The organism is Streptomyces sp. NPDC052682 (genome assembly GCF_040678435.1).
Lineage (GTDB): Bacteria > Actinomycetota > Actinomycetes > Streptomycetales > Streptomycetaceae > Streptomyces.
The window spans coordinates 13,957-28,633 of record NZ_JBFATS010000002.1 but is presented as its reverse complement, the minus strand read 5'-3'; the positions used below and the strand labels follow the sequence as shown (position 1 = coordinate 28,633).

Genomic DNA, 14,677 nt, shown 5'->3' with positions numbered 1-14,677 from the left:
CGTCATGTCTCCGTAACCGTCGATTCAGACGACCTTGCGACGCTCGGCCAATGACTCCCGCCGTGCCAGAGCACTCGACGCCCCGAGAGGGTTCCGGGCGGAACGGGGACGCGCCCGCCGCGCCCTCGCTCCGGCCCGCGCTTTCCGACGCGCCTGTGATGCCGGCGACGCGGAAGAATGGTTCCATGAGCCAGCCGAACACCCAGGCACAGGTCCAGCACCCGCAGCCCTCCGTGGGCTCCATAGCCGCCCACCGCCCGCACACCGTCGCGGCGGCCGTCTCCGATCTGGAACCCGACATCGACGCCGACCTCGACGCGTACGAGGAGGCCCAGGCCGACGGGGCGCAGCCACTGCCGCAGGGTCGTTTCCTCGACCGGGAACGCAGCTGGCTCGCGTTCAACGAACGTGTCCTGGAGCTCGCCGAGGACCCGAACACGCCCCTGCTGGAGCGCGCCAACTTCCTGGCGATCTTCGCGAGCAACCTGGACGAGTTCTTCATGGTCCGGGTGGCCGGCCTCAAGCGCCGTATCGCCACCGGCGTGGCCACCCGCTCCGCCTCCGGGCTCCAGCCGCGCGAGGTGCTGGAGATGATCTGGGCCCGCTCCCGCGAGCTGATGGCCCGGCACGCCGCGTGCTTCCACGAGGACGTCGCCCCCGCCCTGGCGGAGGAGAACATCTGCCTGGTCCGCTGGAACGAGCTGGAGGAGAAGGAGCAGGCCCGCCTGTTCACGCTGTTCCGGCACCAGATCTTCCCGGTGCTGACCCCCCTGGCGGTCGACCCGGCGCACCCCTTCCCGTACATCTCCGGCCTGTCGCTGAACCTGGCCGTCGTCGTGCGCAACCCGGTCACCGGGCACAAGCACTTCGCGCGCGTGAAGGTGCCGCCGCTGCTGTCGCGGTTCCTGGAGGCCTCCCCGGGCCGGTTCGTCCCCGTCGAGGACGTCATCGCCGCCCACCTGGAGGAGCTGTTCCCGGGCATGGAGGTCCTGGAGCACCACGCCTTCCGCCTCACCCGCAACGAGGACCTCGAGGTCGAGGAGGACGACGCCGAGAACCTGCTCCAGGCCCTGGAGAAGGAGCTCATGCGGCGCCGCTTCGGCCCGCCGGTGCGCCTGGAGGTCGAGGAGTCCATCGACCGCGAGGTGCTGGACCTCCTGGTGCGCGAGCTGAAGATCAGCGAGGCCGAGGTGTACCCGCTGCCCGGCCCCCTGGACCTCACCGGCCTCTTCCGCATCCACAGCCTGGACCGGCCGGAGCTGAAGTACCCGAAGTTCGTCGCCGGCACCCACCGCGACCTCGCCGAGGTCGAGTCGGCGTCCCCGCCGGACATCTTCGCGGCCCTGCGCAGCCGCGACGTCCTGCTGCACCACCCGTACGACTCCTTCTCCACCTCCGTCCAGGCGTTCCTGGAGCAGGCGGCGGCCGACCCGGACGTGCTGGCCATCAAGCAGACGCTGTACCGGACCTCCGGCGACTCCCCGATAGTGGACGCGCTGATCGACGCCGCCGAGTCCGGCAAGCAGGTCCTGGTCCTGGTCGAGATCAAGGCCCGCTTCGACGAGCACGCCAACATCAAGTGGGCGCGCAAGCTGGAGGAGGCCGGCTGCCACGTCGTCTACGGCCTGGTCGGGCTGAAGACGCACTGCAAGCTGTCCCTGGTGGTCCGCCAGGAGGGCGACACGCTGCGCCGCTACAGCCACGTCGGCACCGGCAACTACCACCCGAAGACGGCCCGCCTGTACGAGGACCTGGGCCTGCTGACGGCCGACCCGCAGGTCGGCGCGGACCTGTCGGACCTGTTCAACCGCCTGTCCGGCTACTCGCGCCGCGAGACCTACCGCCGCCTGCTGGTGGCGCCCAAGTCGCTGCGCGACGGCCTGATCTCGCGGATCGACAAGGAGGTCCAGCACCACCGTGCCGGACGTCCCGCCTACGTCCGCGTCAAGGTCAACTCCATCGTCGACGAAGCGATCATCGACGCCCTGTACCGCGCGTCCCGGGCGGGCGTGCCGGTCGACGTGTGGGTGCGCGGCATCTGCGCGATCCGCCCGGGCGTGGCGGGCCTGTCGGAGAACATCCGGGTCCGCTCCGTGCTCGGCCGCTTCCTGGAACACTCCCGGGTCTTCGCCTTCGGCAACGGCGGTGAACCGGAGGTGTGGATCGGCAGCGCGGACATGATGCACCGCAACCTCGACCGCCGGATAGAGGCCCTGGTCCGGGTCACCGACCCGGCCCACCGGGCCGCCCTGAACCGGCTGCTGGAAACCGGCATGTCCGACGCCACCGCCTCCTGGCACCTCGGCCCGGACGGCGACTGGACCCGGCACGCCACCGACGGGGACGGCCAGCCCCTGCGCAACATCCAGGAGATGCTCATAGACGCCCGGAGGCGCCGGCGTGGCAACGCAACACCATGACCCGACGACGGACTCCCCGGCCGGGGCGGTGACCGCTCAGGCCCTCGCGGGCTATCTGCGGGCCCAGGCCACGGAGTTCCTCCGCGCACTGCGCCTGCACCGGGAGACCGGTGCGGGCGCGGGCGGCTCCGAGGAGTCCGTCGAGGCGGCCCGCGCCCTGCGCCGCTCGGCCCGCCGCATCAGCGGCACCCTGCACACCTTCCAGCCCCTGCTGGACACCGACTGGGCCGAATCGTTGCGCCCCGAACTGGCCTGGGTGTCGGGCACGCTGGCGAGGGAACACGCCTACGCCTCCCGCCTGGAACGCCTGCTGACGGCCCTGCACCGCCTGTCGGGCTCGGGGGCGATCCCGGCGCAGTCGTCCGGCGCCCCGGCCGTGGGCAGCCGGGCCGCCGGGGCGGCGCCCGGCCCCGCCGGTCCGCCCGCCCACCCGACCGCGACGGCGGAACGCGGCAACCTCACCGTCGGGGCGGCGAAGGCCGGCGCCCTGCTGGAACGCCAGCTCACCCTGGCCCGGACCCGGGCCCACTCCAGCGCCCTGCAGGCCCTGGGGTCCTCACGCTTCCACGCCGTCGCCGACAAGGTCGCCTTACTGGCCAGCGAGGTCCCCCTGACCCGCCCGGCCCCCGTCACCGACCTGCGCCCTCTGGCCGGCGCGGCCGAGGAACGCCTCGCCGACGCCGTCGCCGCACTGCCCCTGATCACCGCGGGCAGCCCCTACAACGCCGAGGCACTGATCCACGGCCTCTCCCCTGACCCCGCCCCGCACCCGCAGGACGCCCCCTGGCACCAGGTCCGCCTCCTGCTGCGCCTGCACCGCTACGCCCGTGAGGTCCTGCTCGGCGACGAGGAACCCGTCGACCTGCGGCTGCTGGCCGCGGGCCAGGCCCTCGACCGGCACCGCGACGCCTCGGAGGCCGCGGCCGCCGCGGCCCAGGCCGCCCGTACGCCCCGCATCGCCCCCGCCACGGCGTACGCCCTGGGCGTGCTCCACGCCGACCAGCGGCATGAGGTGGAGGCGGCGCGGTACGCGTTCCAGCGCTGCTGGCAGAAGGACCGGCACAAGGAAGGAGAGGCGGTGCGCGCCCGGTGACCTCCCCCGACGACACCCCCGGCACCCCCGTGCGGGCGGCCGGCTGCGTCCTGTGGCGCCGCTCCCCCGTGGACGGCGCCCTGGAACTGTGCCTGGTGCACCGCCCGAAGTACGACGACTGGTCCTGGCCCAAGGGCAAGCTCAAGCACGACGAGGAGCCGCTCGCCGGCGCGCTGCGCGAGGTCGCGGAGGAGACGGGCTGCACCGCCGTACCCGGCCCCGAACTGCCCACGCTGCACTACCTCGCCGACGGCCGCCCCAAGCAGGTGCGGTACTGGGCGGCCGAGGCCACCGGCGGTACGTTCCTGCCCACCGACGAGGTGGACCGGATCTGCTGGCTCACCCCCGAAGCGGCCCGGCCGCGCCTGACCCGGCCGGGGGACCGGGACCTGGTCGACGCGCTCCTGCGCGTCCTGCACCTCACCTGGGCGGCACCCGCGAGGACCTAGGCGGCACCCGCGAGGTGCTCGGCCGCGTCCGTACGGGCCAGGCTGCGGGCGCGCCGGGCCGGTCCGCTCCAGCCGCACGTGCAGCGGGCCAGGCAGAAGGGGCCTCGTTCGATGGTGGTGGTCCGGTGGTCCAAGGCGTCCGCCGCGTGCGGTAAGCGCTCCTGCTCAGTCACGTCCGGAACGCTACCCACCCCAGGTGAACGGCCCGGTAAAAGGCCGGCAAGAGGCTCCGCGTGACGGCCCTACCTACCCGTCGTTAACCGGATCGACACGGACGCCCGGGACGGAACGCAGCGGCTGGGGGTAGGCAGACGATGACCAGGCGGCAACGGCGGCACAGGACGGGCGGGGCGGTCGTCGCGGCGGGCATCGTGGCCTGCGTGTGCGCGGGCACCGGCGGCTGCTCCGGCAGCGACGCGGTGGCCGGGGACGCCCGCACCGGCGCCTCCGTCGCCCTCCTGCGCCGGGCCGCCGACCGGCTGGTGGACGCCGGCAGTTCCAAGGCCCGTACGTCCATGGAGATGGCCGCGGGCGGCACCCGGGTGACCATCCGCGGCGAGGGCGGGTACGACTACCGGCGCCGGCTCGGGCAGCTGAAGGTGCTGCTGCCGCAGGACCCGGCGGGCGCCGACCCGCACCGGCCCATCACCGAACTCCTCGCCCCCGGGGCGCTGTTCATGAAGAACCGGGGGGCCGGGGTGCCCGCCGACAAGTGGGTGCGGGTGGACACCGGGACGCTCTCGGACGGCAACCTCGTCACCGGCGGCGCCACCGACCCGTTCGCGGCCGCCGAGGTGCTGCGCGGCACCCGCACGGCGACCTACCTGGGACGCACCGAGGTGGCCGGAACCGAGGTGCGGCACTACCGGGGCACGGCGGATCTCGGCCAGGCGGCCCAGGCCGCCTCCGCCGCCGGCAAGGGCCCGCTGGAGGCGGCGGCGAAAGGGTTCGCCACGGCCGACGTCCCGTTCGACGCCTACCTCGACGACCAGGGCCGTCTCCGCAAGGTCCGGCACCGCTTCAGCTTCGTCAACGGCCGGCACGGCAAGCCCGTGGCGGTCGCCTCGACGACGGTGCTGTACGACTTCGGCGCCCCGGTGCGCGTACGGCTCCCGGCCGCGGGCGACATCTACGCGGGCCGGATCGCCGAGGACTGACCGTCGGGAACTAGCCCGTCCGTGCCATGCGCGGGGTGCGGACCGCTCCCTACCCTAGGAAGCCGGTGACGGCAGAGATGAGGTGATGCGCGTGGCTCCGGTCGGCGGTACGGCAGTTCAGGACCACGTGGCCCTCGCCGAGATCGAGCTGTGCGGAGACCTGATCATCGCGGCCTCGGCCGCCCAGGACCGCCTCAGCCTGGAGAGCATCGACGAGATCCTCAAGGTGGCCGAGGCCCGGGCGCACCAGGACTGACCCCCGGCTACGTCCGCAGCATGCGGGCGATCGCCTGGGTGGCCTCCTTCACCTTCGCCTCGATCTCGTCGCCGCCCTTGACGGCCGCGTCGGCGACACAGTGCCGCAGGTGCTCCTCCAGCAGTTGCAGCGCGAAGGACTGCAGCGCCTTGGTGGAGGCGGAGACCTGGGTGAGTATGTCGATGCAGTAGACGTCCTCGTCGACCATCCGCTGCAGGCCCCGGATCTGGCCCTCGATACGGCGCAGCCGCTTGAGGTGCTCGTCCTTCTGCTTGTGGTACCCGTGCACACCGCGGTCGTGAGCGGTTGCGAGATCCGTCACGTCGGTGGCCTGCCTCACATCCGCGGAGGGCGCCCCGGCGCCGGCCTCGGTGGTCGTCATCACGTCCTCCTGGTGTGCAGCGAGCCGACATATACCCCTGCTGGGTATATGGTACCGAAGTTTGCTGGGTATACGCCTCTTGGCCACGGTCGTGCGCGGCGGCCGGATCCGTTCGGTCGCCCGCCCCCCTGCTCATCACCGTGCCTGATGGGCGACACTGGGGGGCGGCCCGTTAGCCGTGGCCGGATGATGCGCCTAGCATCAGCCTGTCCGAAACCGAAGCACCCCGAGGACCCCACGTGCGCTTTCGTCTGACCCCCAGGGAGACGAGCTTCTACGACATGTTCGCCGCCTCCGCGGACAACATCGTCACCGGCTCGAAACTCCTGATGGAACTGCTCGGGGCGGACGCTTCCGCCCGGGCCGAGATCGCAGAGCGTATGCGGGCAGCGGAACACGCAGGTGACGACGCCACGCACGCGATCTTCCACCAGTTGAACTCCTCGTTCATCACGCCGTTCGACCGCGAGGACATCTACTCCCTCGCGTCGTCCCTCGACGACATCATGGACTTCATGGAGGAGGCCGTCGACCTGGTCGTCCTCTACAACGTCGAGGAACTGCCCAAGGGCGTCGAGCAGCAGATCGAGGTCCTGGCCCGCGCGGCCGAGCTGACGGCCGAGGCCATGCCGCACCTGCGCACGATGGACAACCTCACCGAGTACTGGATCGAGGTCAACCGCCTCGAGAACCAGGCCGACCAGATCCACCGCAAGCTCCTGGCCCACCTCTTCAACGGCAAGTACGACGCCATCGAGGTCCTCAAGCTCAAGCAGATCGTGGACGTGCTCGAGGAGGCGGCCGACGCCTTCGAGCACGTGGCGAACACGGTGGAGACCATCGCGGTCAAGGAGTCCTGACCCGTCCATGGACACCTTCGCGCTGGTCGTGACCATCCTGGTCGCGCTCTTCTTCACGTACACCAACGGCTTCCACGACTCGGCGAACGCCATCGCCACGTCCGTCTCCACCCGGGCCCTCACTCCGAGGGCCGCGCTGGCGATGGCCGCGGTGATGAACCTCGCGGGCGCCTTCCTGGGCTCCGGTGTCGCCAAGACGGTCAGTGAGGGCCTGATCCAGACGCCCGAGGGCTCCACGGGCATGGGGATCCTCTTCGCGGCCCTCGTCGGCGCGATCACCTGGAACCTCGTCACCTGGTACTTCGGGCTGCCCTCGTCCTCCTCGCACGCGCTGTTCGGCGGCATGGTCGGCGCGGCCCTCGCGGGCGGCACGACGGTCTACTGGCACGGCGTGCTGGAGAAGATCGTCATCCCGATGTTCATCTCCCCGGTGGTGGGCCTGGTGGCCGGCTACCTGGTGATGACGGCCATCATGTGGATCTTCCGCCGTGCCAACCCGCACAAGGCCAAGCGGGGCTTCCGCATCGCCCAGACCGTCTCGGCGGCCGGCATGGCCCTCGGCCACGGCCTCCAGGACGCCCAGAAGACGATGGGCATCGTGGTGATGGCCCTGGTCATCGCCGACGTCGAGGACTACGGCGACCCGATCCCGATCTGGGTGAAGGTGGCCTGCGCGGTGATGCTGTCGCTGGGCACGTACGCCGGTGGCTGGCGCATCATGCGCACGCTCGGCCGCAAGATCATCGAGCTCGACCCGCCGCAGGGGTTCGCCGCGGAGACGACGGGCGCGTCGATCATGTTCACCACGGCGTTCATCTTCAAGGCGCCGATCTCCACCACCCACGTCATCACCTCGGCGATCATGGGCGTCGGCGCGACCAAGCGTGTCAACGCGGTGCGCTGGGGCGTCGCCAAGAACATCATCCTGGGCTGGTTCATCACCATGCCGGCAGCGGCGGCGGTGGCGGCAGCGGCCTTCGGCCTGGTGAACCTGGCGTTCCTGTAGTCCACCGGCACACGACCACGACGACGGGCCCGCCCTCCGGAACACATCCGGGAGGGCGGGCCCTTCTCGTCCTCGCGGTGGCACCGCCATGCAGCACCGCGAGGGGCTCGCTCAGCCGAACCGGCCGGAGATGTAGTCCTCCGTCGCCTGGACCGACGGGTTGGAGAAGATCCGCTCCGTGTCGTCGATCTCGACCAGCTTCCCCGGCTGCCCGACAGCCGCCAGGTTGAAGAACGCCGTACGGTCGGAGACGCGGGCCGCCTGCTGCATGTTGTGCGTCACGATGACGATCGTGAAGCGCTCCTTCAGCTCCCCGATCAGGTCCTCGATCGCCAGCGTCGAGATCGGGTCGAGGGCCGAGCACGGCTCGTCCATCAGCAGCACCTTGGGCTCGACGGCGATCGCCCGGGCGATGCACAGCCGCTGCTGCTGACCGCCCGACAGCCCGGAGCCGGGCTTGTTCAGCCGGTCCTTGACCTCGTTCCAGAGGTTCGCGCCCTTGAGCGACTTCTCGACGATGTCGCTCAGCTCGCTCTTCTTGTAGTCGCCGTTCAGCCGCAGCCCCGCCGCCACGTTGTCGAAGATCGACATGGTGGGGAACGGGTTCGGCCGCTGGAACACCATGCCGACCTCGCGGCGCACCGACACCGGGTCGACCCCGCTGCCGTACAGGTCCTCGTCGTCCAGCAGCACCTTGCCCTCGACCCGCCCGCCGGGCGTGACCTCGTGCATACGGTTCAGGGTGCGCAGGAACGTGGACTTGCCGCACCCGGACGGCCCGATGAACGCCGTCACCGAGCGGGGCTCGATGGTCATCGAGATGTCCTCGATGGCCTTGTGGGAGCCGTAGTAGGCGGTCAGACCGGATACGTCGATTCGCTTGGCCATGATTTTCAGTCACTTCCTGGTTGGCCGCGTCAGCGACCGGCCGCGCGGCGGTGGCCGCAGATTGTCAGCGTGGGGCTTTCCAGCGGGCGATGCCGCGGGCCAGCAGGTTGAGGATCATCACGAAGGCGATCAGCGTCAGCGACGCCGCCCAGGCACGGTCGTACGCCGCTCCGGAGCCCGCGCTGTTGGCGTACTGCTGGAAGATGTACAGCGGCAGCGAGGCCTGCGCCCCCTCGAACGGGTTGGCGTTGATGAACGGGTTGCCGAACACCAGCAGCATCACCGGGGCGGTCTCACCGGCGATACGCGCGACCGCCAGCATGATGCCGGTGGTGATGCCGCCGATGGAGGTGGGCACGACCACCTTCAGGATCGTGCGCCACTTGGGCACGCCCAGCGCCAGGGACGCCTCGCGCAGCTCGTTCGGGACGAGCTTGAGCATCTCCTCCGTGGAGCGCACGACCACCGGCATCATCAGGATCGCCAGCGCGAGCGACCCGGCGAAGCCGAAGGGCTGCATGTCCCACATCAGCATGATCGAGAGGATGAACAGACCGGCGACGATCGACGGGATACCGGTCATGACGTCGACGAAGAACGTCACGGCCCGGGCGAGGTTGCCCCGCCCGTACTCCACCAGGTAGATCGCGGTGAGCACGCCGATCGGCGCGCCGATGAGCGTGGCGAGGCCGACCTGTTCCAGGCTGCCGAGGATGGCGTGGTAGATGCCGCCGCCCGGCTCGGTGTCGGCGACGACACCCATGGAGTGGGTCAGGAAGTACCCGTTCAGGACCTTCGTACCGCGCTGCACGGTCGCCCAGACCAGGGAGGCCAGCGGTACCACGGCCAGCAGGAAGGCCACCCAGACCAGGGAGGTCGCCACCCGGTCCTTGGCCTGCCGCTTGCCCTCGACGGCCGTGGCGATGGCGTAGGTGCCCAGGACGTACAGGATCGCGGCGATCAGACCCCACTGGATCTTGCTGTGCAGTCCGGCGGCGAGCCCGATGCCGACGCCCGCGGCGAGGGAGCCGGCGGCGATCGCGTACGGGGCCCACTTGGGCAGGCTGGCGCCGCGCAGGGTGCTGGGGCGCTTGTCGGCTACGGCGGATGCGGTGCTCATGCGTTGGCCCCCGAGTACTCCTTGCGGCGGGCGATGATCGCGCGGGCCGCGCCGTTGACCAGCAGGGTGATGACGAACAGGACCAGACCGGAGGCGATCAGCGCGTCACGGCCGAAGTCGTTCGCCTCGCTGAACTTGCTGGCGATGTTCTGGGCGAAGGTGCCGCCGCCCGGGTCGAGCAGGCTGGCCTGGATGGTGAAGCTCGGGGAGAGCACGGTGGCGACGGCCATGGTCTCGCCGAGGGCGCGGCCGAGGCCGAGCATCGAGGCGGAGATCACACCGGACCGGCCGAAGGGCAGGACCGCCATGCGGACGACCTCCCAGCGGGTGGCGCCGAGCGCCAGGGCGGCCTCCTCGTGCATCCGCGGGACCTGGCGGAAGACCTCGCGGCTCACGTTGGTGATGATCGGCAGGATCATGATCGCGAGCAGGATGCCCACGGTGAGCATGGAGCGCGGGGCGCCGCCCTGCCACTCGAAGACGCCGGTCCAGCCGAGGTAGTCGTTCAGCCAGCTGAAGAGCCCGTCCAGGTGCGGCACGAGGACCAGGGCGCCCCACAGGCCGTAGACGATGGACGGCACGGCGGCGAGCAGGTCGATCACGTACGCGATCGGGCCGCTCAGCCTGCGCGGGGCGTAGTGCGTCAGGAACAGCGCGATGGCCACCGCGATCGGGACCGCGATCACCATGGCGATGACCGAGGAGACGACCGTGCCGAAGGCCAGCACGGCGATGCCGAAGACCGGCGGGTCGAGGTTGGTGCTCCACTCGAACGTGGTCAGGAAGTTGCCGTGGTTCTTGCCGATGGCGAGGCTCGCGCGGTACGTGAGGAAGACCGCGATGGCGGCCATGATCGCCAGCAGCAGGATGCCCGACCCGCGGGACAGACCAAGGAAGATCCGGTCGCCGGGCCGGGTGGCGCCGCGGGCCGCGCGCTTGTGCTCGGCGTCCATCGGCTGGGATACGGGGGGAGGTGCTTCGGTGCTCTTCGTGGTGATGTCCATCGGGTTCTCCGGTCTGCGGAACCGCTGGTGGGCGGCTCGGAGGAGCCGCACGCGGTGTGCGGCCCCGGGCGGCGGTGCACCGGACGGTGCGGCCCGGCCCCGGGTGGGGGCCGGACCGCACACTCAGGTCAGCTCAGCTCTTCGATGGTGGAGCGGACCTTGGAGATGATCTCGGCGGGGATCGGCGCGTAGTCGTTGTCGGCGAGCACCTTCTGGCCGTCCTCGCTGGCGATGTAGCGCAGGAACGCCTTGGTGGCGGGCAGGGTGTCGGACTTGTTGCCCTTGTCGCAGACGATCTCGTAGGTCACCAGGACCATCGGGTAGGCGCCGTCGGCCTTGGTGGCGTAGTTCAGCTGCAGCGCGAGGTCCTTGCCGGTGCCGACGACCTTGGCGTCCGCGATGGCCTTGGTGGCGTTCTCGATGGTGGCGTCGACCGGGGCGGAGGCGCCGGTGTCGATGCTGACCGTCTTCAGGCCGTCCTTGGCGTACGACAGCTCGAAGTAGCCGATCGCGCCGTTGGTCTGCTTCACGCCCTGGGCGACGCCGGAGGAGCCGGAGGCCGCCTGGCCGCCCTTGGCCTGCCAGGCCTTGCCGCCCTCGTACTTCCAGTCCGCCGGGGCGGCGGCCTTGAGGTACTTGGTGAAGTTGTCCGTGGTGCCGGAGTCGTCGGAGCGGTGGAACGCCTGGATCTTCAGGCTGGGGAGCTTGGCGTCCGGGTTCAGCTTCTTGATCGCCGCGTCGTCCCAGTTGGTGATCTTGCCGTCGAAGATCTTGGCGATGGTGGAGGCGTCCAGGACGAGCTTGTCGACGCCGGGGACGTTGTAGCCGAGGGCGATCGGGCCGCCGACCATCGGCAGGTCGATGCCCTGGCCGCCCTTGCAGACCTTCTTGGACGCCTCGACCTCCTCGGGCTTCAGCGCGGAGTCGGAACCGGCGAAGGCGACCTGCCCCTGGGTGAACGCGGTGACGCCGGCGCCGGAGCCGCCGCCCTTGTAATTGATCTGGACGTTCTTGCAGGACTGCGTGAACTGCTTCACCCAAGCGTCGATCGCGTTCTTCTGCGCCGAGGAGCCGTCGGCCAGCAGCTGGCCCTTGGCGTCGTCGCACTTGACGTTGCTGGCCGCCGCGCTGGAGCCGCCGCCGGCGTCGGTCCCGCCGGTGTCGTCGGAGCCGCACGCCGTGAGGGCCAGGGCGCCGGAGACGGCGAGAGCACCGAGAGCGAGGGCCCGCCGGTTCTTGCGCTGAAGCTTCACTTGAGGGAGTTCCTTCCAGGAGCCGCCGTCCTGATTCGGCGGCGTGCGAAGTGTGAGGGACACGGACACACGTGCTGGACGTGCGCTCGCATCGCGTAAGGCCGAAATTAGGCAGAACAGGTGAAGGCGCCGATGGCCGTAAATGAACGCCGGGTGAACCCCTGTGGACAGTGCGGTTAGGTCACGGAATGCTCACGGGGAGGGCACGCCCCGGTCCCGGTGCCGCGCTGGAGGCGCACAGTCCGGTTTTCGCCCCTTGAACGCCCGGACCGGCGGAACCCGGGCAGCGCGGGACCCGTCTCGTTCCACGAGAACCATCCAGGGGAGGCGCACATGGACCGGCGTACGTTCATCTCGGGCGGCACGGCCGCGCTCGCGGCGGTGGCCACCGCCGCCTGCGACGGCTCCACCCCGTCCCGTACGGCCACCACGACCGCCTCCGGTACCTCGCTGAGGAGCGCCGCCGCCGGCGTCGCGGCCAACTGGACCGCCCTGGCCCGCGACCTCGACGGCCCCCTGGTCCGCCCCGGCGACGCACAGTGGAAGGCGGCCCGGCAGCTCTACAACACCCGGTTCGACAGCCTCACCCCCGCCGCCGTCGCCTACGTCGCCCACCCCGACGACATCCGCACGGCCCTGGCCTACGCCCGCGCCCACGACATCCGGGTGGCGATCCGCAACGGCGGCCACTCCTACGCCGGCTGGTCGTCCGGAAACGGCCGCCTGATCCTCGATGTCTCCCAGCTGAACAAGGTGCGCGCGAGCGGCGGCACCGCCGTCGTCGGCGCCGGCGCCAAGCTGATCGACGTCTACCGCGCCCTGGCCGCCAAGGGCGTGACGATCCCGGCCGGCTCCTGTCCCACCGTCGGCGTCTCCGGTCTCACCCTGGGCGGCGGCCACGGCGTGGTCTCCCGCGCCTACGGCCTGACCTGCGACAGCCTCACCCAGGCCACCGTCGTCACGGCGGACGGCAGCCTGCTCACCGCGAACGCCCGCGAGCACAAGGACCTGTTCTGGGCCCTGCGCGGCGCGGGCAACGGCAATTTCGGCGTCGTCACCGAACTGCGCTTCCGCACCCACCCCGCGCCCCAGGGCGTGTCCGCGTACCTGACCTGGCCCTGGGCGAAGGCCGCCGCCGTGCTGAAGGCCTGGCAGGAGTGGGGCCCGTCCCAGCCCGACGAGATCTGGTCGGCGCTGCACCTGGCGAACGCCTCCGGCGGCACCCCCACGGTCACCGTCTCCGCCTTCTCGCTCGGCACCCGGGGCGAACTGACCAACGCCCTGGACCGCCTGGCCGACCGCGCCGGCGCCCCGGCCCACGTCTCGGTCAAGCGCCGCTCCTACGAGGAGTCGATGGAGGTGTACGCCGGCTGCTCGTCCTTCCGCACGGACGCGATGTGCCACCTGCCCGGCTCGACCCCGGGCCGCTCCCCGCAGGGCGCGCTGGGCCGCGAGACGTACACGGCCCGCTCGGACTTCTTCGACCGCTCCCTGTCGGCGGCCGGCATCCGCACCCTGCTGTCGCAGATCCGCTCGGTGCGCGGCGGCGCGGGCAGCATCCAGCTGACCGCGCTCGGCGGCGCCGTCAACCGCGTCTCCCCCACGGCCACGGCCTTCGTCCACCGCCGCTCCCGGATGCTGGCGCAGTACATCGCCTCCTGGCGCGCGGGCACGGCCGGCACGTCGGCCCAGTCCTGGCTGACCTCCGCCCACCGGGCGATGCGCCCGTACGCCTCGGGCGCGGCCTACCAGAACTACACGGACCCGACCCTGACGAACTGGCGCGAGGCGTACTACGGGGACGCGGCCCCGCGCCTGAAGAAGGTGAAGAACCAGTACGACCCGAACCGTTTCTTCACGTACCCCCAGGCGCTGTGACCCGGCTGCGGCCCGGCCCGCCGGCCGCTACGCGGCGAGGTCCCGCTCCTGGGCGCCCGACGCCTCACGCCGTGCCCCGGGTATCACCGCGTCCTGCCCGACGTACGCTCTGCCCCGGGCCCGGATCACCCACCCCAGCCGAGGCGACCGCTCGACGGCCCGCGTCACCGGCGTCAGCAACGCCATCGCCAGCGGCGACAGCAGCAGGGCCACCGCCGTGCCGAGCGCGAACCCGCCCACCACGTCGGTCGGGTAGTGCACCCCCATGTAGACCCGGCAGAACCCTTCGAGCAGCCCGAGCCCGATCCCGACGGCCCCGAACCTCCGGTGCGCCACGAACAGCGCGACGCCCATCGCCATGGTGATCGTGGCGTGGTCGCTCACGAACGAGTAGTCGGTCTTGCCGGAGACGAGCACCTCGAGCCCCTGGTGGTCGAGGAAGGGCCGCGGCCGTTCCACGAACCCCCGGATCGGCACGTTCACCAGCACGGCGATCCCCGCCGCGAGCGGCGCCCACACCAGCGCGGCCACCGTCACCGCCGCGTCCTCACCGCCCCGCCGCCGCACGGACCACCAGCAGCCCAGCACCAGCAGCACCATGCCGAGCAGCAGCCCGTACTCCCCGACGTACTCCATGATCCGGTCGAACCACGGCGGCGCGTCCTTGGCCAGCCCGTTGATGTCATAGAGCAGGTCGACGTCGGGGTTCGACCCGGAATCGGCGAGTCCAGCCATGGTGCTGAGGCCCCTTCGTCATCTCTCCCGGCGCACGGGTGCGCACGCCGCTGCCTGCCACCCCCGTGGTGTGTAGATCCGCGTCTGCCCGGCTACAGCAACAGGAACGCACGGTCCCCGTTGATACGTTCCACACTCCACCGAATGATCACGCAGACGTTATCGAAGAGAGATAC

Annotated in this window: 15 protein-coding genes; 8 read left to right on the top strand and 7 right to left on the bottom strand. The window is 71.0% G+C overall.

Going from position 1 to position 14,677, the window contains the following annotated elements; all coding sequences use genetic code 11:
• The first annotated feature begins 185 nt into the window (after positions 1-185).
• From AB0K80_RS02480 to AB0K80_RS02470, 3 genes are read left to right on the top strand one after another with little or no spacing between them, the layout of a single operon-like run.
• Entirely contained in the window at positions 186-2,420 is a 2,235-nt protein-coding gene (locus AB0K80_RS02480) for an RNA degradosome polyphosphate kinase (protein ID WP_365665035.1), read from the top strand.
• Positions 2,401-3,513, top strand: a complete 1,113-nt coding sequence (locus AB0K80_RS02475) for a CHAD domain-containing protein (RefSeq protein WP_365665033.1) — start codon at positions 2,401-2,403, stop codon at positions 3,511-3,513. The genes AB0K80_RS02480 and AB0K80_RS02475 overlap by 20 nt, the downstream gene beginning before the upstream one ends.
• The gene (locus AB0K80_RS02470) at positions 3,510-3,962 is read left to right on the top strand and encodes an NUDIX hydrolase (RefSeq protein WP_365665031.1); all 453 of its coding nucleotides are present in this window, start codon (positions 3,510-3,512) and stop codon (positions 3,960-3,962) included. Before AB0K80_RS02475 ends, AB0K80_RS02470 begins: the two co-directional genes overlap by 4 nt.
• Here the strand turns inward: AB0K80_RS02470 and AB0K80_RS02465 are convergent.
• Entirely contained in the window at positions 3,959-4,135 is a 177-nt protein-coding gene (locus AB0K80_RS02465; RefSeq protein ID WP_365665029.1) for a hypothetical protein, read from the bottom strand. The two genes, AB0K80_RS02470 and AB0K80_RS02465, sit on opposite strands and share 4 nt — an antisense overlap.
• A 141-nt stretch (positions 4,136-4,276) precedes the next feature.
• Between AB0K80_RS02465 and AB0K80_RS02460 the strand changes: the two genes are divergently transcribed.
• Both AB0K80_RS02460 and AB0K80_RS02455 read left to right on the top strand, forming a co-directional pair.
• Positions 4,277-5,119 (top strand): hypothetical protein, encoded by an 843-nt coding sequence (locus tag AB0K80_RS02460; protein WP_365665012.1) that lies wholly within the window; start codon positions 4,277-4,279, stop codon positions 5,117-5,119.
• Between the two features lie 91 nt (positions 5,120-5,210).
• On the top strand, positions 5,211-5,375 hold the full coding sequence (locus AB0K80_RS02455) for a hypothetical protein (protein WP_365665864.1): 165 nt from the start codon (positions 5,211-5,213) through the stop codon (positions 5,373-5,375).
• Between the two features lie 7 nt (positions 5,376-5,382).
• Here the strand turns inward: AB0K80_RS02455 and AB0K80_RS02450 are convergent, their stop codons facing one another.
• The gene (locus AB0K80_RS02450) at positions 5,383-5,757 is read right to left on the bottom strand and encodes a metal-sensitive transcriptional regulator (protein ID WP_365665011.1); all 375 of its coding nucleotides are present in this window, start codon (positions 5,755-5,757) and stop codon (positions 5,383-5,385) included.
• Between the two features lie 239 nt (positions 5,758-5,996).
• On the opposite strand from AB0K80_RS02450, the gene AB0K80_RS02445 reads away from it, so the two are divergent.
• A complete protein-coding gene (locus AB0K80_RS02445) occupies positions 5,997-6,617 on the top strand; it encodes a DUF47 family protein (protein ID WP_026252685.1) in 621 nt (206 codons plus the stop codon).
• Between the two features lie 7 nt (positions 6,618-6,624).
• Positions 6,625-7,623, top strand: coding sequence for an inorganic phosphate transporter (locus AB0K80_RS02440; protein ID WP_365665009.1), 999 nt, complete (start codon positions 6,625-6,627; stop codon positions 7,621-7,623).
• Positions 7,624-7,734: 111 nt separating this feature from the next.
• On the opposite strand, the gene pstB is transcribed toward AB0K80_RS02440, so the two are convergent.
• The 4 genes from pstB to pstS all read right to left on the bottom strand — a co-directional run bounded on the left by pstB (position 7,735) and on the right by pstS (position 11,888).
• Positions 7,735-8,511 carry a phosphate ABC transporter ATP-binding protein PstB gene (gene pstB, locus AB0K80_RS02435; RefSeq protein WP_365665007.1) on the bottom strand — a complete coding sequence of 259 codons (777 nt, stop codon included), beginning with the start codon at positions 8,509-8,511 and terminating at the stop codon, positions 7,735-7,737.
• Between the two features lie 64 nt (positions 8,512-8,575).
• Positions 8,576-9,631, bottom strand: a complete 1,056-nt coding sequence (gene pstA, locus AB0K80_RS02430; protein ID WP_365665005.1) for a phosphate ABC transporter permease PstA — start codon at positions 9,629-9,631, stop codon at positions 8,576-8,578.
• Entirely contained in the window at positions 9,628-10,635 is a 1,008-nt protein-coding gene (gene pstC, locus AB0K80_RS02425; RefSeq protein WP_365665003.1) for a phosphate ABC transporter permease subunit PstC, read from the bottom strand. The genes pstA and pstC overlap by 4 nt, the downstream gene beginning before the upstream one ends.
• A gap of 128 nt (positions 10,636-10,763) precedes the next feature.
• Entirely contained in the window at positions 10,764-11,888 is a 1,125-nt protein-coding gene (gene pstS, locus AB0K80_RS02420; protein WP_365665002.1) for a phosphate ABC transporter substrate-binding protein PstS, read from the bottom strand.
• 333 nt (positions 11,889-12,221) lie between these two features.
• On the opposite strand from pstS, the gene AB0K80_RS02415 reads away from it, so the two are divergent.
• Positions 12,222-13,766, top strand: a complete 1,545-nt coding sequence (locus tag AB0K80_RS02415; protein ID WP_365665000.1) for an FAD-binding oxidoreductase — start codon at positions 12,222-12,224, stop codon at positions 13,764-13,766.
• Positions 13,767-13,793: 27 nt separating this feature from the next.
• Here AB0K80_RS02415 and AB0K80_RS02410 read toward each other — a convergent pair whose 3' ends face one another.
• Positions 13,794-14,501, bottom strand: coding sequence for a phosphatase PAP2 family protein (locus tag AB0K80_RS02410; protein ID WP_365664998.1), 708 nt, complete (start codon positions 14,499-14,501; stop codon positions 13,794-13,796).
• Between the last annotated feature and the right edge of the window lie 176 nt (positions 14,502-14,677).

What these genes read in the sequence shown, in the direction of transcription:
- AB0K80_RS02480 (WP_365665035.1), top strand. Translation starts at nt 186, where the DNA reads ATGAGCCAGCCGAACACCCAGGCACAGGTCCAGCACCCGCAGCCCTCC.
- AB0K80_RS02460 (WP_365665012.1), top strand. Translation starts at nt 4,277, where the DNA reads ATGACCAGGCGGCAACGGCGGCACAGGACGGGCGGGGCGGTCGTCGCG.
- AB0K80_RS02450 (WP_365665011.1), bottom strand. Translation starts at nt 5,757, where the DNA reads ATGACGACCACCGAGGCCGGCGCCGGGGCGCCCTCCGCGGATGTGAGG.
- AB0K80_RS02440 (WP_365665009.1), top strand. Translation starts at nt 6,625, where the DNA reads ATGGACACCTTCGCGCTGGTCGTGACCATCCTGGTCGCGCTCTTCTTC.
- pstB (WP_365665007.1), bottom strand. Translation starts at nt 8,511, where the DNA reads ATGGCCAAGCGAATCGACGTATCCGGTCTGACCGCCTACTACGGCTCC.
- pstA (WP_365665005.1), bottom strand. Translation starts at nt 9,631, where the DNA reads ATGAGCACCGCATCCGCCGTAGCCGACAAGCGCCCCAGCACCCTGCGC.
- pstC (WP_365665003.1), bottom strand. Translation starts at nt 10,635, where the DNA reads ATGGACATCACCACGAAGAGCACCGAAGCACCTCCCCCCGTATCCCAG.
- AB0K80_RS02415 (WP_365665000.1), top strand. Translation starts at nt 12,222, where the DNA reads ATGGACCGGCGTACGTTCATCTCGGGCGGCACGGCCGCGCTCGCGGCG.
- AB0K80_RS02410 (WP_365664998.1), bottom strand. Translation starts at nt 14,501, where the DNA reads ATGGCTGGACTCGCCGATTCCGGGTCGAACCCCGACGTCGACCTGCTC.